Here is a 22,834-nt window from a genome sequence, read left to right on the forward strand (position 1 = left end):
CGCATGGGTTGCGCCCAAACCTATACGCGAGGCGGCGCCATTGGTTGCATGAGCGGCGATCAGACCAGGGCGCGCAAAAGCGCCGCTTCGTCCGGAAAATGCGCCTCCAGCCAGGCGCGCGCCTCGGCTTCGCCCTTGTCGTAAAGGGCGCGGTCGCTGTCGGCGGGGTGGCCGCCGTTCTCGCCATAGAACAGGCCATGCGCAAACCCGTCGCGCAAATCCCAATGGGCGAAGCGGAATTTTTGCAGCCGCATGCCGCGAAACCAGTCGACGCCAATGTCGGTGCGGTTCCAGCCGAACGGCAGGCAGGGCCCGAACGGCATGGTCGCCGGCCGCGCCTGGGCGAGATCGATGAGGCAGGCGAATTCGTTCAGGCGGCATTCCAACAGGGGCATGGGCGAAATCTTGTCGATTTTTTCCACGGTGAGCCGCGGCCCCGGATCGGCGCGCACGATCGCGCAGGCCTCCTCATAGCTCGGCTGAAACGTCTCGTGCCGCGCGCCGTCGCAGCGGCCGGCGCGATGCGCGGGACAGTTCCAGCACTGCCCGATGGCGCCGACCCCCGCCACGCCGTCGCGCGCCATGACCGCGCCCATGCGCCCGATCACATCGTCGAAGAACACGCAATCATTGTGCAGGATGAAGAGTTTTGCGCGATCGCTGGTCTCCCAGGGCCATTGATAGCGCACGGATTGCCGGTAGGCGGGGTCGCCGAGCCGGCGCGGATCGGCATGGGACCAGCCGAGATAGAGCGGCGGCTGGTAAACAACAATCTTGTCGCCGAGCAGCGGCAGAAATTTTTCAGGCTGCGCGCCAAACGGCTGTTGGCGTTCGAGCTGCACGAAAATGCGGTGGATATGGGCGCCGCTGTGCTTCTGCAGGCTCAGCAGGGTCACGGCGGTGTGGAACGGTTTTCCGTAGACCGACATCGCCACGTCGACCGGCTGGTCCATGCGCTCCCCTCCCCCATCGCCAGTCACCGTTAACGTAAATTCCACGAAGTTCAACCGCCCCGCCGGCGCCGCAGGCTTCGCGCGAGTTTCGCCGCCTAATTTTCGTGAAAACCCATGCGGATACCTCTCATGCGACCGTTGCTCCTGCTCGCAGCCCTGCCGGCGCTTCTCTTCCCCGTTTCGGCCCAGGCCGAACCCAAGGTGCGCTGCGCCGTCGGCGACATTTGCGAACTCACCTTCCCGCTGTTCGCCTGCAAGACCGGCGATCCCCTGAAGCGCTGGGTGGAGCTTTATGTCGACGAAAGCCGCGACGTCGCCGAAGCCTATCTGGACACGGAGGAAAAGACCGGCCAATGCGTGCGCTTCGCCAAGGGCGACAAGCTGCGCATCGTCCGCTACATCGGCATGAGCCGGCTGGAGGTGGCGCGGCCCGACGAAACCCAGCGCTGGCTGATGCTGCTGAAATAAGGTTGAGCGCGGACGCGGCGCGGGCTATTCCGCTTGGGCAACCCGCCGGAGCCGCCCATGTCCGCCACGCTTTGCGCCATCGTCAAGAACGAAGCGCCCTATCTGGTCGAATGGGTCGCCTGGCATCGCATGCTCGGTTTTGATCGGATCGTCATCTATGACAATGCCTCGACCGACGAGACCGCCAGCCTGCTCGCCGGCCTGCGCGCCATCGGGGCCATTGACGCGCACATCCCCTGGCCGGTCACCGAAATCTCGCCGCAGCTCTCCGCCTACATCCATTTCGCCCGCGACTGCCGCACGGACTGGCTGATGTTCCTCGACGCCGACGAGTTTTTCGTGCTCAAGCGCGGCGGCGGCGTGAACGGCTTTCTGGCCTCGTTCCCGGCCGATGTCGCCTGCATCGGCGTGAACTGGCGGCTGTTCGGCTCTTCCGGCGCGACGGAATTTTCACCCCGCCCGGTGATGGAGCGGTTTCGCCGCGCCTCGACCCAGGCGTCGCCGCTCAACCGCCATGTCAAAAGCCTGTTCCGGCCGGACAGCGTCGACCAGATCCACATGCACGCGCCCTCGCTGACCCGGGGCCGCGCGGTGCTCGCCAATGGCGCGCCGCTGGAGATGGAGCCGCATGGCGTGGCGACCGACGTCGACTGGTCGGTCGCCCAGGTCAACCATTATTTCTGCAAGAGCCGGGAGGAATATGCGGTCAAGCGGTCGCGCGGCCGCGCCAGCCTTGGCGCCGACGATCCCGGCAAATTCGCCAAATACACCGACGGCGTGTTCGACTTCCACGACCTCAATGACGAACTCGACGACAGCGTCACGCCCTGGCTGCCCGACCTCGGCCCGATATGCGCCGACCTGCGCCGCCGCCTGTCTCGCTCTTAGGTTTAACGCATTTTCTTCACGCGAACTGGCGTCCGCTTCGCTGGAAAACGCTCGAGCAGGCCGCTGAAAAACCCGTGGCCCGCCCCCGCCCTTCGAGACGCCCGCCAAGGCGGGCTCCTCAGGGTGAGGGGCTACTCAATTGTTTTACATAAAGGAATCCCTCATGGTGAGGAGGCTGCGCTGCAGCCTGCTAGTAAAAACACCTGATCTCGCCTTCGGCCTGGGCGCGGCGCAGGTCGGCGACCATTTCCTCGAAATTGGCGGCGCGGAACATGGTGGCCTGACGGCCCACGCCCTGGCGCAGCGACAGCACGGTCTCGGCCTCGACATATTTGTCGTAGGGCAGGATCGAGGCGACCACGTCGATCGAGCAGGCGCATTTCTTCAAGGCGTCGGGCGTCTGGCCGTTGGCGGCCATGCAGGCGAACACATAATCGGCGCGCGCTTCGGTGGGAAAATCGTTCGCCGGCGTCTGCGCGGCCGCCGCGCCCGCCCCGAGCGCGAAAAGCGCGGCGGCCAGAAGCCTAGGCTGAAAAAGGCCCGTTCCGATGGCCATGGTTCGATGCTTCGACAAGCTCAGCAGGCTGCTGCGCAGCCTCCTCACCGCGAGGGGGGGATTGATATCTAACAATCGCGTAGCCCTCACCCTGAGGCGCCCGCCTTGGCGGGCGTCTCGGGCGCGCCCGCCAGGGTGGGGGCGGCCCACGGGTTTTTCAGCAGCCTAATGTTTCCCCGCATAGCGCGTGGTCTCCTCGAACAGCACATCGCCCTTGGCGTCGCGGGCGGAAATGTCGATTTCGGTGATTTCGCCGGGCGCCGCCTCGGAGACGCGGAAGCGATAGGTCAAGGCGTCGAGCCCATGCATGCGCGCCTTGTGCGGGTCGTCCTTGAACGGCGCGACCTCGACGCGCCAGCCGGGCGCGCCGTCAAAAGCTTCGGGCGTCGCCTTGGCGTTGCGCAAAGCGAGGCGGATCGCCGTCTTCATATAGCGCGGATTGGCCTGGAAGATCGCGGCGAGGCGCTGGAGATTCTCCTCCAGCATCAGGCTGAGCAGCGGATTGCCGCTCATATCCTCGAACGGGCCGGCGGCGCGCCGCCGCTCCGCCGAAAACATCTCCACCTCCACCTTTTTCTTGTCCGGCCCGTCGCCGGGCTCGACGCGCAGGCCGATGCGGTCGTCGAAAGCGGGCCCGAACACAGCGGGGTCCGCCGACTTGAAACTGTAGCTGTAATCGAGCCTGTCGCCTCCCTTGAGCTTTTCCAGTTGCGGACGCTCGAACAGAATGTCGGCGGCCATCGGCTCCTGCGCCGCGCAGGCCGAGCCGGCGAACAGCGCGCAAGCGAAAGCCGCCGCGCCAAAGACGGTGAAATGTCGCATGAAAGGAAAACCTTTTGCACGCGCCCCCCTTTTTTGGGGGCGCGCCGAGGTTGAGGATCAGGCTGGATTCAGCGCGCGGCGCATTTGTAGCCGTTGATGTCGAGCATAAAGCCGCGTCCGCGCACCGTGCTGATGAACGGACCGCCGACGCGGGTGATCTCCGTGAATTTGGTGCGGAGATAGCCGAGATACACGTCCACCACATTGAGCGAGGTGCAGCCCTGGTCGCCCCAGAGCTGATCGTAGATCGAGCCCCGGCACACCGGCTGGTTGGCGTTGTCCATGAGGATGCCGAGCAGTTCGGCCTCGCGCTGGGTCAGCCGGATATGCACCTTGCCGAAATGCGCCTGGCGGGTGTGCATGTCCAGCACCAATTGCCCGACTTTCCTGCGCTCGCGCGCATCGCCGGAGATCGAGCGGTGCATGAGATGCGCCCGCAGCCGCGCGACGAATTCGTCGAACTGGAAGGGCTTGGCGATATAGTCGTCAGCGCCGGCCATCAGCCCATGGGCGCGGTCGGCGGGGTCGTGGCGGTCGCTGAGGAACAGGATCGGCTCGGTGCGGCCATTGCGGCGCATCGCCCGACAGGTTTCGAGATCGCTGCCGTCGGCGGAGGGCGTGTCGAACACCACGGCGCAGGGATTCAGCGCCTTGACGGTCTCCACGGGGTCTTCCGCCTCCTGGACGAAGGTCACGTCAAAACCTTCGGCCTTCAAGCCTTCGGCGAGCACGCCGCCGGCGGTCAAATCGTTTTCGATGATCAGAACATTCATGTGTCATGCCCTGCAGTGCGCTTCCTCCCGCATCCAGATCTGTCGCCCGGATTGCGGCCAGCATGAGACTAATTTCTCCCGCTGCGTCCCACAACGAAATAAAATCCCATCTGTTCCGCTAAAGCCAAAAAATCTTATTATTTTATTCTTAGAAGCTTGGCTTTTCAGATCAAAAAATTCTTAAAAACAAAGACTTGCCGTAAGGGGCGCCGCCCTTACAATTTTTCCTGAATGGCGCGCGCCAGCGCGAAGGCGCGTTTTTCCAGCAGCACCGGACTTTCGCAGACATAGGTCAGAGCCTGGGCGCGATCGTCGAAAATGCGCTTGTCCCATTTGAGTTCGGGATGCGCCTTCTCCAAAGCGTCGGGCGCGGTGATGTCCTGGCCATAGCCCTGGCCTTCCTGGGCGTCCGCCACCTTATCGGCATCGTCGCGCACCTTGGCCGCCAGCGCTTTTTGCCCCCGGGCATAGCGGGTGATGGCGGCCATCACCTTGTTGCGCTCGCCATTGATGAGATCGAGCGTCCCGTCGAACAGCAAGGTGAGGCGCTTGTCCTTGTCGGCGCCGGCCTCTTTGGCGAAAGCGTCGATCAACGGCCCCGCCTCGTCCAAGGGCGTGCGCCGCGACGCCAGTTTGCGCGCCAGCGCCGCGACTTGCGCATCGTCGTCCCAGCGCCCCGAAACCTCAGGCCCCGCCCAGATCGCCGCGCGGCTGATCGCCCCGGTCTTGCGCTGCTGACACGGCCAGTCGTCGTCGACGGGCGGGCCGCCGGCCAGCGCCGGCGTGGCGAAGAGGAGCAGGGCGGCGGCCAGGAGCCTGGACCGCCCTCGTGCTTCGAGACGGCCCTTGCAGGGCCTCCTCAGCATGAGGGCTAATTTATCTTTCGGCATGGCGGTCTGGCCTAGTTCGGCGCGGCGGCGACGCCCAAAGGCGCCTGTCCCACCGGAATGGATTTGATCGCCTTCAACGCGGCGACATCGATGACGGTGACATCGTTGGAATTGCCATTGGCGGTGAACAGGTATTTTTCGTCTGGGGTCAGCGCCATGTGCCAGACGCGCTGTCCCACCAGAATATATTTGCGGATTTCAAAGGTCTCGGCATCGACCACGGCGACGCGATTGGCGGGGCCGAGCGCGACAAACACGGTCTTGCCGTCGCCGGTGACGCGCATGCCCACCGGCTGCACCTCCTCGCGGGTCAGGCCGGGCACGTCGAAGCGCAATTTCTTGACGATTTGATGCGTCTTGGCGTCGATCACCGACACGGTTCCGCCGACCTCGGAACTCACCCACAATTTCGAGCCGTCCGGCGTGAACAGAGCGTAGCGCGGGCGCTTGTCGACCAGCACATTGTCGATGCGGGCAAAGGTCTTGGCGTCGATGAAATGCGCCATATTGGTGGTCTCGGAGGTGTTGACCAGCACGGCGCCGTCGGGGCTGAGCGCCATGCCCTCGGGCTCGACGCCCACAGGCACATTGGCGATCACCTGGTTCTTTTTGACATCGAGCACTGTGACCTGGGCATTGTCCTCGTTGGCGATATAGAGCAGGTCGCCGGCGGCGTTCATGGCGAATTGTTCCGGGTCCGGCCCGGATTCCAGCGTGCGCAACAGCTTCATCGACGCGGTGTCGAAAACCTGAATGCCGTCCTCGTCGCTGGCGCAGACATAGAGCCATTTGCCGTCCGGGCTCACCCGCACCCCGCGCGGCCGGCGCCCCGCCTTGACGGTCTGGGTCACGGCGAGCGTGTCGCTGTCGATCACGGAAATATCGTTGGATTTTTCATTGGTGACATAGATGCGCGTCGCGCCGGCGGGGCTCGCGAACAGACAGGCGACAAGGGCAAGGCGCAAGGCGATCATGGTTTTCCCGATTTGCAGGCGCTTTCGGTCTCATCGACGCCCAGGGTGTCCAGCGTGTTCCGTTGGTGCAGAAAGCCCGGTTGCGGGGCGAGACCGATCAGCGATTTCGGCTGCGCCAACAAAATGGCCTGGCGCAATTGCCGGTCCCAGGGCCGGAAACTCGCCGCCGCGCCCTTGAAAATGGCGAGGGTGAAGTTCGGGCCTTGCAAGGTCGCGGCGATCTTTTGCGGGTCGGCGTCGCGCAGCTCGGTGACCGCCTCGCCGATGGCGCGCACGGCGATCCAGGCCTGGTAGTCGATGGGCCGCATCCGCCGCTTGGTCATCCGCAAAAAGCGGTTTTGCAATTGCTCGGCGCCGTAGGCGGTGTGGGTGGGATGCCAGGACACGGGGGTCAGCCCTTGCGTGCCCGCGACCAGACGCGGCTCGGAGGTGCGATACAAAATATAGTCGCCGAAATCCTCGGCCTCGTCGGCGACGACGATCATGTCGGCCTCGACGCCGCGCGCAAAAGTCAGCGCTTCGGCTTGGGTGATCGCGTCTGAGCGGGCGCGGGCGAGCGGCCCGAAGGTCCAGGGTTTTTCCGCGACAATTTTTGCGCCGAATTTTTTCGCCGCGGCGCGCACGGCGTCGGCGTCAGCGAGGTCGTCGGCGTTGGGCCCGGGCACAAGCAGGATTTTGCTCCAGCGGCGCACGGCGAGATATTGGAACAGCGCGTCGGTGAGCATGGCCCGGCTCGGCGCGGTATGGAACAGGTTTGGACGGCACTCGGCGCCGCGCAAAAAATCGTCTTGCGCCCCCGCGTTGAACAACAGTGCGCCCTGCGCCTTCAGCGCATCGGCGAGCGCCAGCGTCTCCTGCGCCGGCAGCGCGCTGACGAACAATTTTTTCCCCTGCGCCAGCAGCGGTTTGACGGCCTCCGCCGGCTTGTCGTCCTCGCCCAGCTCGACGTTTTGCAAGTCAAAAACCTGGTTGAGGAACGCGCCCGTTGTGGCGTTTTCCTGCAACGCCAGTTTGGCTCCATCAAACCCTTCGCCGGGCGGCGGAGGGTCAAGCACATAGGGCGGGGACGGCGGTCGGGCGTGGGAAACAAAAACGATTTCGACCGTTAACGGCGGCTCGGCGGCGGCCGCGGCATAACCCAACGTAAGACTGGCGAGGGCCAAAGCGCGGCCGAGACGCCGGAGGGCGGATAAGCCGGGCATTGCTTGCGTCATGCCAAAGAATTGAACGCATTATTTCTAAGCCGTCAATGTGAAAATCATAAGAGATTACTAAGACGCGCGCCCATGCGGCGCAGGAAGCGTCGTGCCATACTCATCGTGCGATAGTCTAGCCGCAGTATGGAATGTTTTCGCGGTAGCGTTCGTGGAATTGACGCCTTTTGATTGACGAATGCTTGCGGGACAACCGCACGCGAAAGTGGAGGCTTCGGCGATGCTGAAACAGCTCATGAAACTCTTCGGTGGCTCCGGGGACGATGCGGCCCCCGCGGCTGGGAATGCGACATCCACAATGACCCGCAGGGAGGGGCCCATGCTCAAGCTTCATCCGTCCATCGACAACGGACTGAGGAGAGGAAGCGCCAGTTTCGCTGGCGGAACGCTGAGCTGCAAATGCGCCAGCAATCCGGTGAACGTGCAGATCACCGGCAATGTCGCCCACAACCACGCCTGCGGCTGCACCAAATGCTGGAAGCCCGACGGCGCGGTGTTTTCCGTGGTCGCGGTGGTGTCGCGCGACAATCTCCGTGTGATCTCGGGCAACGAAAAGCTCCATGTCGTCGATCCCTCCGCGACCATCCAGCGCCACGCCTGCCGCGACTGCGGCGTGCATATGTATGGCCGGATCGAGAACAAGAACCATCCGTTCTACGGCCTCGACTTCGTCCACACCGAACTGTCGCGCGAGCAGGGCTGGCAGGAGCCGCAATTCGCCGCCTTCGTCTCGTCGATCATCGAATCCGGCTTCCCGCCGTCCAAGATGGGCGATGTGCGGGCGCAGCTGAAGTCGATCGGCCTGGAGCCCTACGACTGCCTGTCGCCGCCGCTGATGGACGCCATCGCCACCCATGTCGCCAAGGCCGCGGGCAAGCTGGCGGCGTGATGCATTTTTGAGACCTTTTTGGGCGTCGGCGCTTGCGCCGACGCTTTCTTTTCAAAAGTCTCCCCGTCATGCCCGTGCGCGCGGATCGTCATCCGCGGATGTCCGGGCAACCACGCCACGAGGCCGCACGCGGATCCACAACGGCCGCGGCGCTTCGGGCGTTCTTTTCCAGGGTGGCGCGCTCCATGCTGGCGTGGATGGCCGGGACAAGCCCGGCCATGACGGCGGAAGGGACCGCGCCAACCTTCTGCAACTCTGGAGCATTCATGGAAACTATTTCCACCAACAAGTCCCATGGCGGCGTGCAGGGCGTCTATCGCCACGAGTCCCGCGAAACCAAGACCCCCATGACGTTCAGCGTCTTCGTCCCCCCGCAGGCGGCGACGGCAAAAGTCCCGGTTTTATGGTATCTGTCGGGCCTCACCTGCACCCACGCCAATGTCACGGAAAAGGGTGAGTTTCGCGCGGCGGCGGCGCAGCATGGGGTGATCATCGTCTGTCCCGACACCTCGCCGCGCGGCGACGATGTGCCCGACGAAAAGGACAATTGGCAGTTCGGCTCCGGGGCCGGCTTTTATCTCGACGCGACGCAAGCGCCCTATGATCGCAATTATCGGATGTATTCCTATGTCACTGAGGAACTGCCGCGGCTGATCGCCGAAAATTTTCCGGCCGACATGGCGCGTCAGGGCGTTTTCGGCCATTCCATGGGCGGCCATGGCGCGCTGACGCTGGCGCTCAAACATCCCGACCGTTTCAAGAGCTGCTCGGCCTTCGCGCCGATCGTGCAGCCGTCGACCAGCGACTGGTCGATCCCCGCGCTCACCAAATTTTTGGGGCCGGACGAGGCGAATTGGCGCGCCTATGACGCCACCCTGCTGATCGAAGACGGCAAAAAATTCAACGCCTTTCTGGTGGACCAGGGCGCCGGAGACTCCTTCCTGCAAAAAGGCCTCAAACCCTGGCTGCTGGAGGAGGCGTGTCAAAAAGCCGGGATTCCGCTCACGCTCAACATGCGCGAGGGCTATGACCATTCCTATTATTTCATCTCGACCTTCATGGCCGACCACATCGCCTGGCACAGGGCGCGGCTCTAGCCGCGCCCCCGCCTGATCACATCACATAGACGATTTCGAACGTGTCGGGATCGATGATGACGATGTCGCCACGGATGCGCACGACCTTGTAAGAGCGCCAGGCCGGGACGACTTCGACGATGGAGGTGGGCACGGGCTCCCAATATTCGGTCACCGTGCGCGGAATGCTCGTGCCGACCCGCACATTGGTGATGTTGATGTCGCGCGCCTCCCTGATGCTGGCGCCGCGGAAGCTGCTGCGGACGCGGGTCTGCTGCTCGGTCGACAGATGCGCCGAGGCGCCGCCGCGCTCGCCGCCTTCACGCTCCGCGCCCTTGGTCCGATCGCCACGGTCGTAGTCCGCGCCCTTTCCCTTCTCGCCACGGTCGTAGTCGGCGCCTTTCGAGCCTTTCTCGCCGTGCTCGTATTCGGCGCCCTTGGCCTTGTCGCCACGCTCATGCTCGGCGGCTTTGCCCTTCTCGCCGCGCTCGTTCTCGGCGCCTTTCGCCTTGTCGCCGCGCTCATGCTCGGCGGCTTTGCCCTTCTCGCCGTGCTCGGTCTCCGCGCCCTTGGCCTTGTCGCCGCGCATTTCGTCGCCGGATTTCTCTCCGGCGCGCTGGCGCATCTCGCCGCCCTTTTCGCCGGATTGCGAATGCGCGCCGCCGCCCTTCATCTCGCCGCCGGCGCCGCCGCCTTTCGTCTCGCTGCCGCCGCCCCCGCCGCGCATTTCGCCGCCAGACCCGCCCGCTCCAGGCGAGGCGCCGGCCCCGCCCATTCCGCCGCCGGCGCCGCCTTGCTGGGCCGAAACAGAAGGCGCGAAAGCAAGGCCGATGATCGCGGTAGCCGCCAGTAATGACCTGCGCATGGTTTGTCCTCCGAGAAAAAGAGGACAAAGGCGTAAGCGCGCCAGAAGTTCGGCTGTGCAATAAGCGTCGCCGCAGAAAAACTTTTCCGGGCTTCGCGGAACCGCGAACTCAGTAAGCGGCGCCGTCCGCGTCGAAAGTCTGGGCGTAGGCGGCGCCGGTCGAATCCTTTGCTTCGATTCGCACCGGCTGGCCGTTGGCGACATAGCTGAAGCGGAAGGTGGGGTCCTCGGACAGCGAAATGCCGTTCTCCATCGAGAACAACAGTTTTTCTCCCTGGAGCACCCGCACCTGCGTCACATACCAAGCCGGCGTATACATGCGGGTGAGCTGATCCATCTGCATGCCGGAATAATTGGGATGACGGATCATCGCCTGCGCCTCGGCCATGCCCTGCCCGGCAAAAGTGCGAAAACGCATTTTGCCAATATTGGCCTTGGCCTCCTCGGGGTTTTTCGACGCCGGCGCCGAACAGCCGCCCGCCGCCTTCACAAAAACCTTGACCATATGCAGGGCGCCGCTTTCGCTTTCGGCGATCACCCGCACATAGGAATAGGAATTGACCCGCAGACGCAGGGCGAAATCGAAGACCCCCGCATCCTCGCCACGCCTCAGCGTGGTGGCGAGCGGCGAAGGATTTTCGTCGACGATCACGGTCGCGGCGACCACCCTGTCGCCCTTTTCGCGCGCGGAAAACTTGAGTTGCACCGGGACCATCGCGGCGTCCTCGGCGCGAGCCGGCGCATCCAGCGTCACATAACCGGGCGCCTCGTCGATGGGCTTTTCGCCAAAAAACATCGGCTTGAGGCCAATCCAGGTGTCCTCGTTCGGCGCGGTCTGCGCATGGGCGGCGACGGGCAGAAGCAGGGCGCATTGCAGCAGCAGGCGACGGTTCGGCATGGCGGCCTCCTGGCCGGCTAACTTCCATAGGGTTTGATGGTTTCCATGGGCAGACCGGCGTCGCGCCAGCCCTCGACGCCCTCCGAAAACCACAGGATGTTCCGGTAGCCGTAAGCCTGGGCGCGGCGGGCCGCGTTCCACGACATCCAGCAATCGCGCTTGCAGAACACGACGATCTTTCGCGAGACATCGCCCGCCGTGAGCGCCGACAGCGACTGGCGGAAATAGGTATCGGTCTGGGCGGACAATTCGCCGCGCCCGACCTCCGGCAGCCAGATCGCGCCCTTGATGCTGACATGCGGCTTGTCGACGAACAGGATTTCCGGCGCCAGCCCTTTTGGCCGCGGCGCATGGGGCAGGACGTCGAGGAACAGAGCGCCGCCTTCCCACAGCGCCTTGGCCCGCGCCACATCGAGCGCGGGCTGGCCGTTCAGCGTGGCGGGCACGGGCGCCTGATAATCGTCGAGCCGGTAGGACGGCGGCTCGGCCGGCGCGGCGAAAGCCGAAAAAGTCAGGGCGAACAGGAGGAGCGCGGCCACCCTCATTCCGCCCCCTCCCCGCGCGACACGGCGGCGCCAATGGGCGCGGCCTCGATCGGAACGAGCGGGACGCCATAGTCGCGCAACACCGCCTCGAAATCCGCCTTTCGCGCGCGGATCACATCATTGAGCCGATGTTTCCAGTCCAGTTCGTTGCGGCGGATGCCAAAGGCGATCCGGTAAGCAAGCGGCGGCCGCTGCTCCGCATGCAGCGGCGAGACGACCAGCGCCGGCTGCGCCTTTTTGGCGAAATAGCCGCCGATCGGCCCCCAAACCACCAGCGCGTCGATGACGCCGGCCTCGACATCATGGACCGCCTCCTCGGCGGGCGAGGAAAAGCGGCGGTCCACCAGCAGGGCATAGCTCTTGGCCTTGTCCAGCAGGCCGAGGCGCAACAAATGGTCGGTGGGCGGCGTCGCCGCGATCACCCCGAGCTTGACCGTCTTCAGGCGCGGGTCGTCGAGGGTTTTGACCTCCTCGAGCCCGGAGCCGGGCCGCGACACCAGCACATAGGTCGAGGCGTAATAGGGATTGGAATGGTCGACCACATCGGAATTGGCGGCATAGCCAATGATCAGGTCGCACATGCCCTCGCCCAGCGAGTTGCGCACGAACCCGGGGCCTTGCGGCATCCAGTAATAGCGCAGCGGCAATTTCAATTCGTCGGCGACGATCTCGGCGATCCGGTTCTCAAACCCCTGTTTCGCCTTGTCGGAATAAGGCAGGTTGGCGGGATCGGCGCAGACGCGCAGTTTTTCCCGCGAGACCAGGTCCGGACGGGTCTGCGCCGCAGCGCCGACGGAAACAAGGAGGGCGATCCCCAAGAACAGCGCGCGCATCATGAAAAATCAGCTCGGCGGACCCATGCAGGCGTTCACCCCGTCCTCCCAGGTTTTGGGCTTGGGCTCCTTGGCGGGCGGGCGGCCGCGGCCGACGGCGTCATCGGAGCGCGCCTTGAGATAGATGTAGATGTCGTCGATGAAGCACATCACATTCTTGTCGAGGCCGAGCGTCGGCATGACCTTTTCCTGTCCGTTTTCCAGGTTCTTGCGGCCATTGGCGACGGTGGAGAGGAAATCGGCGTAGGACAGGGTTTTCAGCGAATTCGCCAGGGCCGGCGCATAGGAGGAGCCCATGCCGTCGGGGCCGTGGCAGCGCAGGCATTCCGCGCTGTAGCGCTGAAAACCGGAATAGGTGTACCAGTCGACCTTGCCGTCGGGACCGATCTTGTAGGTGGGCTCGCCATTGGCGTCGAAATATTTGCCGTCCTGGCTCGACACCGCCTTGTCGGACGCGGGTTTGTCGGACGCGGGTTTGTCCGCTTCAGCATAGGCCGGCGTCGCCAGGGCGAGCGCCGCGAGCGCGGCGAGGACGAGGCGCCCCGAGGTTTTCTGGACGAAATCAGTCACGACAACATTCCAATCAGCTGGGCGCGCGCGAACAAACTCTCCCGCGATAACACCGGGATCGGACAGACGTTGCGCCATGTCGGAAACAAAAAGCCGGGCGGGCTCGACGCTCGCCCGGCGATGGGGCTTTGCGACGATCAATCGGGGAGGGCGAAGACCGTCAGCGTGCCGCCAAGCGCGGTATAATTGCTGAGCGCGGCATAGCCGCCGACCGCGCCGAGACCGGCGTGCGGATCGGCGAGGCCCGCCGCGAGGCCGATGCCCGCCCAGCCGCCGACGCCCGAGAGCACGGCCACATATTGCTTGCCCTTATGCTGGTAGGTCATCACATTGCCGATGATGCCCGACGGGGTCTTGTACTTGTAGAGCAGCTTGCCCGTCTTGGCGTCCACGGCCTTCAGATAGCCTTCGAGCGTGCCGTAGAACACGACGTCGCCGGCGGTGGCGAGCGCCCCGGACCAGACCGAAAACTGCTCCTGGTCGGTCCAGACGATCTTGCCCTTGGTGGCGTCCCAGGCGATGAAATTGCCCATATGGGTGCCCCCCGGCGCCGGATACATGGCGAGCGTGGCGCCGACATAGGGCTGGCCCGGCGTATAGCTGACGCGGAACGGCTCATAATCCATGCAGACATGGTTTGTCGGCACGTAGAACAGGCCGGTCTTGGGCGAGTAGGCGGAGGGCTGCTGGTCCTTGGAGCCGAGCGCCGCCGGGCAGATGCCCTGCGAATTGGTGTCCTCGCCATTCTGCTCGGTCGAGAATTTGGCGTTGACCAGCGGACGACCATAGGTCGGGCTGTTGCGATCCATGTCGACCTTGGTGGCCCAGTTCACCGTGGGATCGTATTTCTCGGCGACCAGCAGCTCGCCGCTGACGCGGTCCAGCGTGTAGCCGAAGCCGTTGCGGTCGAAATGCACGACCAGCTTGCGATCCTTGCCGTCGATCTTCTGGTCGACGAGCGGCACTTCATTGACGCCGTCATAGTCCCACTCGTCATGCGGGGTCATCTGATAGGCCCATTTGGCGACACCGGTGTCGGGGTCGCGGGCGAACAGGGTCATCGACCATTTGTTGTCGCCGGGCCGCTGCTTCGGATTCCAGGTCGAGGGGTTGCCAGAGCCGTAATAGACCAGGTTCAGCTCGGGATCGTAGGAATACCAGCCCCAGGTGCAACCGCCGCCGGTCTTCCACTGGTCGCCCTGCCAGGTCTTCAGCGACGAATCCTTGCCGACCGGCTTGCCGAGCGAAGTGGTCTTTTCCGGATCGAACAGGATCTGGTCATCGGGTCCAACGGAATAGGCGCGCCAGATTTTCTTGCCGGACTTGATGTCATAGGCGGTGACGTGGCACTGCACGCCGAACTCGCCGCCGGAAATGCCGACCAGCAGCTTGTCCTTCACCGGCAGAACCGTGGCGGTGTTGGTTTCGCCCTTTTTGGGATCGCCATTGGCGACCGACCATTCGACCTTGCCGGTCTGCGCGTTCAGCGCGACCACGGTGGTGTCGGCCTGATGCAGGAAAATCTTGCCGTCGGCATAGGCGAGACCGCGGTTGACGGTGTCGCAGCACATCACCGGAACGACGTTCGGGTCCTGCTTGGGCTCGTATTTCCAAAGAATCTTGCCGTCGTTGTTGAGGTCGAGGGCATAGACGATGTTCGGGAACGGCGTGTGCACATACATCACGTCGCCGACGACCAGCGGCGAGCCTTCATGGCCGCGCAGCACGCCGGTGGAAAAACTCCAGGCCGGCGCGAGCTTGCCGACATTGCTCTGGTTGATCTGGTCGAGCTTGGAATAGCGGTTGTTGTCGTAAGAGCCCGCCTGGATCACCCATTGCTTGGGATCGGCGGAATTCTTCAACACGGATTCGTTGGCGAAGGCCGCGGTCGAAAGGGCGATCGCGCTGACAGACAAGACAGATGTGACGAGCCTATTCATGGTTTCCTCCAATGCGCCGGCGTTCCGGACAGCGGCTCGCCGCCGGTCATGGCCGTTTCTTCTGGTTGTTCTGCGCCGCCGCCAGCAGGCCACGAAGAAAGCCTAGGCTATGCTTGGGCGCGGTCATTTTTTCACGACAATAAAAAGCTAGTCTCTGCGCGGGGCGCCGGCAACACTGCTCGAGCGCGTCTATCTTTAGATTTGACTTAGAACCGCTCCCCTCACGGTTCGCCCGCGCTATTCCCACTCCAGCTCATGATAGGCGGCGGTGGCGTTGCGGGGATTGAAATCGTCGAAAAGCCGCCAGTTCGGCCGTTCCGACGCGGCGGCGGTCGCGGCGGTCTCCCGCATGGTCTCGCCTTTCCGGATCGCCGCGCCGACATCGTCGCGCAGGCGGCGCAAATAGGCCTCCTGGGCGTCCGCCGCCTGGGGCCAGGCCATCGAGGCCGGACCATGGCCGGGAACCACCACCCGCACGGCGCGCTCACGCAGCTTTTTCAGATTGTCGAGCCAGCCGGTCAGTTTGCCGTCCAAGGCCGGAATATGACCAGAAAAGAGCAGATCGCCCAAGAATAAGACGCCGCTTGCCTCGTCCGTGACCGTCAAGTCCGCGTTGGTGTGACCTGTGGGCCAAGTCTCCAGTTTCAGCTTGCGGCCGCCGAGGTCCAGTTCGGTCACGCCGTCGACCAGCAGGGTCGGCGCAATCACCCGCGTCCCCGCAAAATTGGCTTCGCCGACCAGCGCGCGGGCGGCGCGCAAATAATCTTCGCCATGGCTCGCCAAAACCTCGGGCAGCGCGCGATGGCCGGCAAAGACCGGCTTCAGCTCGGCAAAGGCGGCGGCGCCCAGGGTGTGATCGGGGTGTCCGTGGGTGAAGATGACGTAGAGAATCGGCAGATCGGTTTTGGCGCGCAAGGCGGCCAGCAGACGCTTGCCCGCGACCAGACTGCCGCCGGTATCGATCACCGCGACGCCGTCGCGGCCGACGACAAAGCCGGAATTGCTGATCTGGCCCGCATTTTGCTCGTTTGACAGTGAAATGACGCCGGGAAGGACAAAATCCCCCGGCGCGACTTCAACAGCAGCGGAGGGCGCCGCCTGATCCGCCGCCAGGACCTCGCGGTCCCCGGCGGAAACGACGGCAAGCCCCAGGACAACAAGAACTGCGACCCTGTGTCTCACCGCCGGAAGTCCTATTCCGGCCGTACGGGAATTATGCAATCTTTTCCGTGCGTTCACGTTTTCGTGTGTCGAGGCTCGACCAAACGGAAACTGCAGGATGTGGAGGAATGCTCGTTTCACGCCCCGCCCTTGAAACGGCGGGATGGCGAAACCGGAAGTGGCTTTGTTGCGCAAATCAGGAGCGCGCCCGCGTCTCGCCGAAAGGAAGAGAACATGTCCGCATTCACCGCTGTGATTCTTGTCTGCCAATTGTCGACGCCGCCGCAGGCCTGCGACGAAACGCACGCCGTGGATGTGATCTCCACCCACGTCGCCAGCCAGTTCGCCTGCGTGCAGGGCTGGCAGGAATCGGTCGCCCGCGGCGCCCTGCGCGAAGGCGTCGGCGAGACTCTTTACGTCAAGACGATCTGCCGCCGCAGCGAGCAGGCCGCTCTGACTGAAAAGTAAGCCGCGATTCGCACGCGCGCAAACGTTTCCGCACGCCTCGGACCGCCGGCTTTCTGAATTTGTTCTTAGGCGCGGAACGCCGCATTGCGGGGGCTTCTGAAATTGCTCTTAAGGAGGCCGCGCGACGTTGCGCGGCCCTGCGCCCGCCCCTTTAATGGAGACATTCATTTCTCCAGCAAGGGTCATTCCCATGAAAACGCGCGCGGCGGTCGCCTGGAAAGCCGAAGCTCCCCTGACGATCGAAACGATCGATCTCGAAGGCCCCCGGGCGGGCGAGGTGCTGGTCGAAATCATGGCGACGGGCGTCTGCCACACCGACGCCTACACGCTGTCCGGCCTCGATTCCGAAGGAAAATTCCCGGCGATCCTGGGCCATGAGGGCGCAGGGATCGTCCGCGAGGTCGGCGCCGGCGTCACCTCGGTCAAACCCGGCGACCACGTGATTCCGCTCTACACGCCGGAATGCCGCGCCTGCAAAAGCTGCCTGTCGCAGCGCACCAACCTGTGCACCGCCATCCGCTCGACTCAGGGGCAAGGGGTGATGCCCGACGGCACCAGCCGCTTCTCCTGCGACAGCGGCAACAAACCGGTGTTCCACTATATGGGCTGCTCGACCTTTTCCAATTTCACGGTCCTCCCGGAAATTGCGGTGGCGAAAGTCCGCGAGGACGCCCCGTTCGACAAGATTTGCTACATCGGCTGCGGCGTCACCACCGGCATTGGCGCGGTGGTTTACACCGGCAAAGTCTGGCCGGGCGCGAATGTGGTCGTGTTCGGTCTGGGCGGCATCGGCCTCAACGTGATTCAGGGCGCGCGCATGGTGGGCGCCGACAAGATCGTCGGCGTCGATCTCAACCCGAGCAAGGTGGCCATGGCGAAGAAATTCGGCATGACCCATTTCATCAACCCCGACGATGTCGGCCGCGACAAGGTGGTGGAGGCGATTGTCGACGTCACCGGCGGCGGCGCGGATTTTTCGTTCGAATGCATCGGCAATGTCCACACCATGCGGCAGTCGCTGGAATGTTGCCATCGCGGCTGGGGCACGTCGATCATCATCGGCGTCGCGCCCTCGGGCACGGAGATTTCGACGCGGCCGTTCCAGCTCGTCACCGGCCGCAACTGGCGCGGCTCGGCTTTTGGCGGCGCGCGCGGGCGCACCGACGTGCCGAAAATCGTCGACTGGTACATGGAGGGCAAGATCAACATCGACGATTTGATCACCCACACCATGCCGCTGGACAAGATCAACGACGCTTTTGACCTGATGCACAAGGGCGAATCGATTCGGTCCGTGGTGATCTACTAAGGCGACGCGGCCCGCGCGGCCGCGCCCTCCCCGTCAGGGCTGCGCCACATGCCAGGCGCCATCGGCGGCGCCGTCGCCGGTGACATCGCCCGCGGATTTGTCCTTGGCGAAAGTGTAGAGCGGCTTGCCCTTGTAGGCCCATTGCTTGCCGCCATCGTCGCGGCTGATCACCGTATAGGAGTCCTTGGCCTTGGCGTCGCCGGAGGCCGCAAGCGGCGGCCAGTTTGTGGCGCAGGGGCCCGTGCAGGCCGATTTGCCATCGGAATCCTTGTCGTAGGTATAGAGCGTCATGCCCTTGGTGTCGACGAGCGCGTCGCCCTTTGAGGTTTTCGCCGTCTTGGCGGGATCGCCAGAGGTCGGCGAACAGGCGGCGAGCAGGCCCAGCACAGCCAAAGCAGCAAATGTCTTTTTCATGGATGGTCTCCCACGGTCAAAAGCGACCGTGGAAGAAAACGACCAGAGCGCGACTTGATCCCGGGCGGGAGAAAAATTTTCCTCTCTCGTCCTTCGAGACGGACGCCTTGCGGCGCCCTCCCGCGGTTAGGCGCCCAGCGGCTCGACGAAAAACGCCGGCAGGCTCTGCCCCTCGCGAATCGCCGCGATCATCCGGTCGGAGGCGTCGAGCGCCTCGGCGATGGTCACGTCCATGTCGAGATAGCGATAAGACCCCAGCCGCCCGACAAAACTCACGCCCGGCGTCGCCTTGGCGCGCTCGACATATTTGCGCAGCATGGCCTCTTCGTTGGTTTGGCGGATCGGGTAATAGGGAATGTCCTCCGGCCCGCACAGCCGGCTGAACTCGCGGTAAAGCACCGAGCCCTCAAACTTGTCCCGCTCCCACGGGGCGAAATGCTTGTGCTCGGTGATTCGCGTGAACGGCACGTCCTCGTCGCAATAGTTCAACACCGCCGTGCCCTGGAAATCGCCCTTGTGGGTGAAGCGCTCGAAATCCAGCGTGCGGTAGCCCAACCGGCCGAACTCGTAATTGAAATAGCGGTCGATCGGCCCGCTGAAGATCACATGGGCAAAGGATTCATCGAGGTCCTCGAACCGGGTTGAAAGCCGCACCTCGACGCCTGGGACATCGAGGATCGCCTTGACCACTTCCGTATAGCCATCGCGCGGCATGGCCTGGTGCGGGTGCGCAAAATAGCTGTCCTCGTAAGTGAAGCGCACCGGCAGGCGCTTTAAAATCGAGGCCGGCAGTTCGGTCGGCTCGACGCCCCATTGCTTGCGCGTATAGCCGCGGAAGAAGGCGCGATAGAGGTCCGGGCCGATCATGCTCAGCGCCTGTTCCTCGAAATTTTGCGGCTCGGCGATCTTTTGCGCCTGGGCGGCGATGAAGGCGCGCGCCTCGTCCGGGCTCATTACCCGGTTAAAAAACTGGTTGATGGTCAGCAGGTTGACCGGCAGCGAAAACACGCGCCCGCCCGCCACCGCCTGAACGCGATGGTTATAGGGAACCCAGTCGCCGAATTTTTGCACATAATCCCAGACGCGTTCATTGCCGGTGTGGAAAATGTGGGGGCCATAGACATGGACCATGACGCCGGTGTCGGCGTCGCGCTCCGAGTGGCAATTGCCGCCGGCCGTTCCGCGTTCGTCGATGACCAGGACCTTTTGGCCGGCTTCCGCCAGCGCCCGCGCGATCACCGCTCCCGAAAACCCGGCGCCGACAATGCAGTATCTCATTCGATTCGCCCCAAGAAAGCACACGGCGCAGCGCCGGAACGGCGCAGCAAGTCTATCCTGGCGACACAAGTGGCGTCGCCGACCTCGTTGCCTATACCACGCGCGCAGAGGTTTCCAGAGCGGCAAACCATTGTCATTCCAAGCGCGGCGATCGCAGCCCGGAGGACATGTGGCCGAGGCGCAAGACGGCGGCGCAATCTTTCGGGAGACTCAGCTGGGACTCGTGTATAAGCGACGCAGTGTCGAGGTCTTGATGATGACTCTGTTCCGCCTGCAAACGATCATTTGGCCGGGCTCCGGTCCAGCAAAAGACTTTGGACTTTACGCACGCAACATCAACTTCCCCGGCCATGAACGCCGTCATGGTGGCTCCTTGCGTTTCCACTGGGGCGACCGGATCAGTTTTGATACATTCTTCAATGGCTTGAGCGTAGACCGTTGGCGTCGGGAAACGAAAATCGACAAACTTGCCCTCGTGCTTCGGGGATGCGGCGCCTTCACGGTGCGTTTTGGCCTGCATCAGAGTTCCGGCGGGCATCGCTGGCTCGCGGAAATTCCTGTCGATTTCCACTCCGGCGCGGAAGTCAAAATCCCGGTTACAGCTTGGCCGGAACTGGAGAGCGGCCTGCTCTACTTCGAGATCGAGGCTGAGGCGGATTCGTTTTGGGACGGCGGCTATTTCGCGACGGAAACGCCGCCGCTCCATCAGGTGAAGCTCGGCGTGGTCCTCACCCATTTCGAGCACAAGGCGCGCTTGCTCGAGACGCTGCGCCGCCTGCGGGAGGACGTGCTGTTGTCCGACCGGTCGTGTCGACACTGCATCGAATTGATCGTCGTCGACGGGTCCAACGCGCTCACCGCCGAGGAAGCGGCGGGCGCGACCCTGTTGCGCGCCGGCGATCTCGGCCCTTCCGCCGCCTTTGCGCGCGGGCTGATCCATCTGGAGGATCGCTGGCGTTTCAGCCATTGTCTGTTCCTCAGCGACGATGCGGCCTGTGAAATGGAATCGCTCTGGCGCACCTATGCGCTGCTGAGCTATGCGACCCATCCGAACATCGCCCTCTCCGGCGCCGTCTTTCATGAAGACCAGCCCTGGGTGACGCGCGAGGTCGGCGCCTGTTTCGATGGCGAAAGGCGCGCCGTCAAAGCGGGGCTGGATGCGCGCGAATCCGGCGCCCTTGTCACTTTGGAGGCTCCGGCGCCCGAAGTGAATTATTCCGGCTGGCGTTTCCTCGCCTTCCCGCTGGGCGCCGTCAGGCATTATCCCTATCCGCTGATCGCGGGCGGCGACATTCTGTTCGGCCTTCAGAACGCATTCCATATCGTCACCATGAATGGCGTCGCGTGCTGGATTGAAACCCCGAGGGTCAAGGAGCCGCCGGCGTCGCGGTACCATCAAACGCTGACCACGCTGGCGCTTCTGCTGGCGACGCAGGAAAAGCCCTATCAGCCGCGCCTCGAGGCGTTGCGCCGCTGGTTCGACACTGTGCTGCAGTCTTTCCAGTATGATTCCGCGCATCTGATCACGCTGGCGCTCGAGCACGTGATGGCGGGACCGCAATTCTTTCAGGCCGCCGCGTCGATCGAGGCGGTGAACGGCGAGATCCGCGCCTTCTCCCAAGTTGAAAAGCTGGCGCCCCTCGTCAGGCCGGCGAACCTGTCCTATCCCCGCAACAAGAAGATCGGGGGTTTGAAGGATCTGATCCGCAGGGCGACCTTTAACGGGCATCTGATGCCGAAGGCGTTCGTCCGCAAGAAACTCATGTTCCAGCCCCTGGGCGATGGCGCCGACCTCGTGGAAATCTACAAATTCGCCGGCGTGCATTACGAACACGAGGGCGCCGGCTTCGTGTTGCGCATGAACCGCAAGCGTTTCCTGCGCGAGCGAAAAGCGTTTCAGCGCGCCATGCGGCAGCTGAGCCAAGCCTTTGCGCAGTTGCGCGAGGCCTATCGGGACTCCTTGCCTTCGATGACCGGCCGAACCTATTGGGAACAGGTGTTCGGCCGCGACTTCGAAGTCCCCGCGCGCGATGCCGCCAAAATCATCGCCGGGATCGACGCCCGGAACGCCGAGGCCGTTTCGCGGCTCGTTCCGGAACGCGTGCACGTCACCTTCGCCATCGACGACGCTTACGCGCCGCATTGCGGCGCGGCGATCGCCTCCCTGCTCGGCAACATCCATCCCCGGCAGGAGCTGACCGTGCATATTCTGCATGATCAGAATTTTTCCGACTCCAGCCGCGCGCGGCTGTCCGCGCTGTTCCGAACCCCGGAGGCCCGGATCGACTTCATCCAGGTGCGCGCGGAAGAGTTCGAAATCTTTCCGGACAATCGCCCGCATATTTCGCGCGCGACCTATTATCGTCTGGCGCTGCACCGACTGCTGCCCAACGAGGTCGCCAAGACAATCTATATCGACGCCGACGTGATCCTGGCCGACAACATTGGTCAGATCTGGGTCGATCTGGGCGATCATTTGTGTGGGGCCTGCGTCGACGAAGGCGGCGTCGAGCAGTCGAAGCGCCTGGGCCTGCCGGCGTCCCATATTTATTTCAACGCCGGCGTTTGCGTGTTCAACATCGCGAAGCTGCGGAGCTGCAACGCCGATCAGCTTTATCGCGACGCCTTCCTGTCGTACCGAGAGCGGATCGCGCTGCAGGACCAGGACATTCTCAATATCGCCTTTTGCGACAAGACGCTGGCTTTGCCGCTGCGCTGGAACGCCAATGCGCGGCTCTATCGCTTCAACGAACTCGAGCGGCTTTATTCGGCCGAAGACGCCAGAGCGGCCGCGGAAAATCCCGGGCTGATCCATTACACGGATATGTCCAAGCCCTGGCATCCCGGATGTCGCCATCCGCTGACCCCGCTCTATTGGCGCTGGCGGGCGCAGACCGCTTGGGCGCCGGGAGACAAGGGGTCGAGCGTCGCCGGCGCCGCCGCGCTGGCGCCGAGCGGCGAACTGCTCTAAGCGAAGCGCTTAGAGCATTTTCGAGCGAAGTGGATGCCGGTTCGCGTGAAGAAAATGCGTCAAAATAAGAACTAGAGCG

General features: G+C 63.6%; 23 protein-coding genes. 7 read left to right on the forward strand and 16 right to left on the reverse strand.

The window, feature by feature from the left end; translation table 11 throughout:
* Positions 1–59: 59 nt before the first annotated feature.
* Positions 60–953 carry a hypothetical protein gene (locus M2320_RS06765; RefSeq protein WP_264596612.1) on the reverse strand — a complete coding sequence of 298 codons (894 nt, stop codon included), beginning with the start codon at positions 951–953 and terminating at the stop codon, positions 60–62.
* A gap of 129 nt (positions 954–1,082) precedes the next feature.
* On the opposite strand from M2320_RS06765, the gene M2320_RS06770 reads away from it, so the two are divergent.
* Both M2320_RS06770 and M2320_RS06775 read left to right on the forward strand, forming a co-directional pair.
* On the forward strand, positions 1,083–1,421 hold the full coding sequence (locus M2320_RS06770) for a hypothetical protein (protein WP_264596613.1): 339 nt from the start codon (positions 1,083–1,085) through the stop codon (positions 1,419–1,421).
* A gap of 57 nt (positions 1,422–1,478) precedes the next feature.
* Positions 1,479–2,309 (forward strand): glycosyltransferase family 2 protein, encoded by an 831-nt coding sequence (locus M2320_RS06775; RefSeq protein ID WP_264596614.1) that lies wholly within the window; start codon positions 1,479–1,481, stop codon positions 2,307–2,309.
* A 190-nt stretch (positions 2,310–2,499) separates the two neighbouring features.
* Here the strand turns inward: M2320_RS06775 and M2320_RS06780 are convergent, their stop codons facing one another.
* The 6 genes from M2320_RS06780 to M2320_RS06805 all read right to left on the reverse strand — a co-directional run bounded on the left by M2320_RS06780 (position 2,500) and on the right by M2320_RS06805 (position 7,526).
* Positions 2,500–2,865: a hypothetical protein gene (locus M2320_RS06780; RefSeq protein ID WP_264596615.1), complete on the reverse strand. Its 366-nt coding sequence runs from the start codon at positions 2,863–2,865 to the stop codon at positions 2,500–2,502.
* 165 nt (positions 2,866–3,030) lie between these two features.
* Positions 3,031–3,687, reverse strand: coding sequence for a hypothetical protein (locus M2320_RS06785; RefSeq protein WP_264596616.1), 657 nt, complete (start codon positions 3,685–3,687; stop codon positions 3,031–3,033).
* Between the two features lie 68 nt (positions 3,688–3,755).
* Positions 3,756–4,460: a response regulator transcription factor gene (locus tag M2320_RS06790; RefSeq protein ID WP_184428831.1), complete on the reverse strand. Its 705-nt coding sequence runs from the start codon at positions 4,458–4,460 to the stop codon at positions 3,756–3,758.
* A 215-nt stretch (positions 4,461–4,675) separates the two neighbouring features.
* Entirely contained in the window at positions 4,676–5,326 is a 651-nt protein-coding gene (locus M2320_RS06795; RefSeq protein WP_264596617.1) for a hypothetical protein, read from the reverse strand.
* Between the two features lie 35 nt (positions 5,327–5,361).
* Complete coding sequence (locus M2320_RS06800) at positions 5,362–6,324, reverse strand: PQQ-dependent catabolism-associated beta-propeller protein (protein WP_264596618.1); 963 nt, start codon at positions 6,322–6,324, stop codon at positions 5,362–5,364.
* Positions 6,321–7,526: an ABC transporter substrate-binding protein gene (locus M2320_RS06805; protein WP_264596619.1), complete on the reverse strand. Its 1,206-nt coding sequence runs from the start codon at positions 7,524–7,526 to the stop codon at positions 6,321–6,323. The genes M2320_RS06800 and M2320_RS06805 overlap by 4 nt, the downstream gene beginning before the upstream one ends.
* Positions 7,527–7,857: 331 nt before the next feature.
* On the opposite strand from M2320_RS06805, the gene gfa reads away from it, so the two are divergent.
* Both gfa and fghA read left to right on the forward strand, forming a co-directional pair.
* Positions 7,858–8,427: an S-(hydroxymethyl)glutathione synthase gene (gene gfa / locus M2320_RS06810; protein ID WP_184428835.1), complete on the forward strand. Its 570-nt coding sequence runs from the start codon at positions 7,858–7,860 to the stop codon at positions 8,425–8,427.
* Between the two features lie 266 nt (positions 8,428–8,693).
* Positions 8,694–9,524, forward strand: coding sequence for an S-formylglutathione hydrolase (gene fghA / locus M2320_RS06815; RefSeq protein WP_264596620.1), 831 nt, complete (start codon positions 8,694–8,696; stop codon positions 9,522–9,524).
* A 16-nt stretch (positions 9,525–9,540) separates the two neighbouring features.
* Here fghA and M2320_RS06820 read toward each other — a convergent pair whose 3' ends face one another.
* The 7 genes from M2320_RS06820 to M2320_RS06850 all read right to left on the reverse strand — a co-directional run bounded on the left by M2320_RS06820 (position 9,541) and on the right by M2320_RS06850 (position 16,336).
* Positions 9,541–10,368, reverse strand: a complete 828-nt coding sequence (locus M2320_RS06820) for a DUF1236 domain-containing protein (RefSeq protein WP_264596621.1) — start codon at positions 10,366–10,368, stop codon at positions 9,541–9,543.
* 109 nt (positions 10,369–10,477) lie between these two features.
* Positions 10,478–11,266 (reverse strand): quinoprotein dehydrogenase-associated SoxYZ-like carrier, encoded by a 789-nt coding sequence (locus M2320_RS06825; RefSeq protein ID WP_264596622.1) that lies wholly within the window; start codon positions 11,264–11,266, stop codon positions 10,478–10,480.
* Positions 11,267–11,283: 17 nt separating this feature from the next.
* A complete protein-coding gene (locus tag M2320_RS06830; RefSeq protein ID WP_264596623.1) occupies positions 11,284–11,811 on the reverse strand; it encodes a PQQ-dependent catabolism-associated CXXCW motif protein in 528 nt (175 codons plus the stop codon).
* Positions 11,808–12,644, reverse strand: coding sequence for a substrate-binding domain-containing protein (locus M2320_RS06835; RefSeq protein ID WP_319801416.1), 837 nt, complete (start codon positions 12,642–12,644; stop codon positions 11,808–11,810). Before M2320_RS06835 ends, M2320_RS06830 begins: the two co-directional genes overlap by 4 nt.
* 9 nt (positions 12,645–12,653) lie before the next feature.
* The gene (locus M2320_RS06840) at positions 12,654–13,151 is read right to left on the reverse strand and encodes a c-type cytochrome, methanol metabolism-related (RefSeq protein WP_425540662.1); all 498 of its coding nucleotides are present in this window, start codon (positions 13,149–13,151) and stop codon (positions 12,654–12,656) included.
* Positions 13,152–13,351: 200 nt separating this feature from the next.
* Entirely contained in the window at positions 13,352–15,154 is a 1,803-nt protein-coding gene (xoxF5, locus tag M2320_RS06845) for a lanthanide-dependent methanol dehydrogenase XoxF5 (protein ID WP_264596626.1), read from the reverse strand.
* A gap of 237 nt (positions 15,155–15,391) precedes the next feature.
* Positions 15,392–16,336: a quinoprotein relay system zinc metallohydrolase 2 gene (locus tag M2320_RS06850; protein WP_264596627.1), complete on the reverse strand. Its 945-nt coding sequence runs from the start codon at positions 16,334–16,336 to the stop codon at positions 15,392–15,394.
* A gap of 213 nt (positions 16,337–16,549) precedes the next feature.
* On the opposite strand from M2320_RS06850, the gene M2320_RS06855 reads away from it, so the two are divergent.
* Positions 16,550–16,783, forward strand: a complete 234-nt coding sequence (locus M2320_RS06855) for a hypothetical protein (RefSeq protein WP_184428843.1) — start codon at positions 16,550–16,552, stop codon at positions 16,781–16,783.
* A gap of 190 nt (positions 16,784–16,973) precedes the next feature.
* Positions 16,974–18,092: an S-(hydroxymethyl)glutathione dehydrogenase/class III alcohol dehydrogenase gene (locus tag M2320_RS06860; protein WP_184428844.1), complete on the forward strand. Its 1,119-nt coding sequence runs from the start codon at positions 16,974–16,976 to the stop codon at positions 18,090–18,092.
* A 33-nt stretch (positions 18,093–18,125) separates the two neighbouring features.
* On the opposite strand, the gene M2320_RS06865 is transcribed toward M2320_RS06860, so the two are convergent.
* Both M2320_RS06865 and glf read right to left on the reverse strand, forming a co-directional pair.
* Positions 18,126–18,506, reverse strand: a complete 381-nt coding sequence (locus M2320_RS06865; protein ID WP_264596628.1) for a COG4315 family predicted lipoprotein — start codon at positions 18,504–18,506, stop codon at positions 18,126–18,128.
* Positions 18,507–18,632: 126 nt separating this feature from the next.
* Positions 18,633–19,784: a UDP-galactopyranose mutase gene (gene glf, locus M2320_RS06870; protein WP_264596629.1), complete on the reverse strand. Its 1,152-nt coding sequence runs from the start codon at positions 19,782–19,784 to the stop codon at positions 18,633–18,635.
* 253 nt (positions 19,785–20,037) lie between these two features.
* On the opposite strand from glf, the gene M2320_RS06875 reads away from it, so the two are divergent.
* Positions 20,038–22,755 carry a glycosyltransferase family 8 protein gene (locus tag M2320_RS06875; protein WP_264596630.1) on the forward strand — a complete coding sequence of 906 codons (2,718 nt, stop codon included), beginning with the start codon at positions 20,038–20,040 and terminating at the stop codon, positions 22,753–22,755.
* Positions 22,756–22,834 lie beyond the last annotated feature (79 nt).

Source organism: Rhodoblastus acidophilus (genome assembly GCF_025961575.1).
GTDB classification, from domain to species: domain Bacteria; phylum Pseudomonadota; class Alphaproteobacteria; order Rhizobiales; family Beijerinckiaceae; genus Rhodoblastus; species Rhodoblastus acidophilus_C.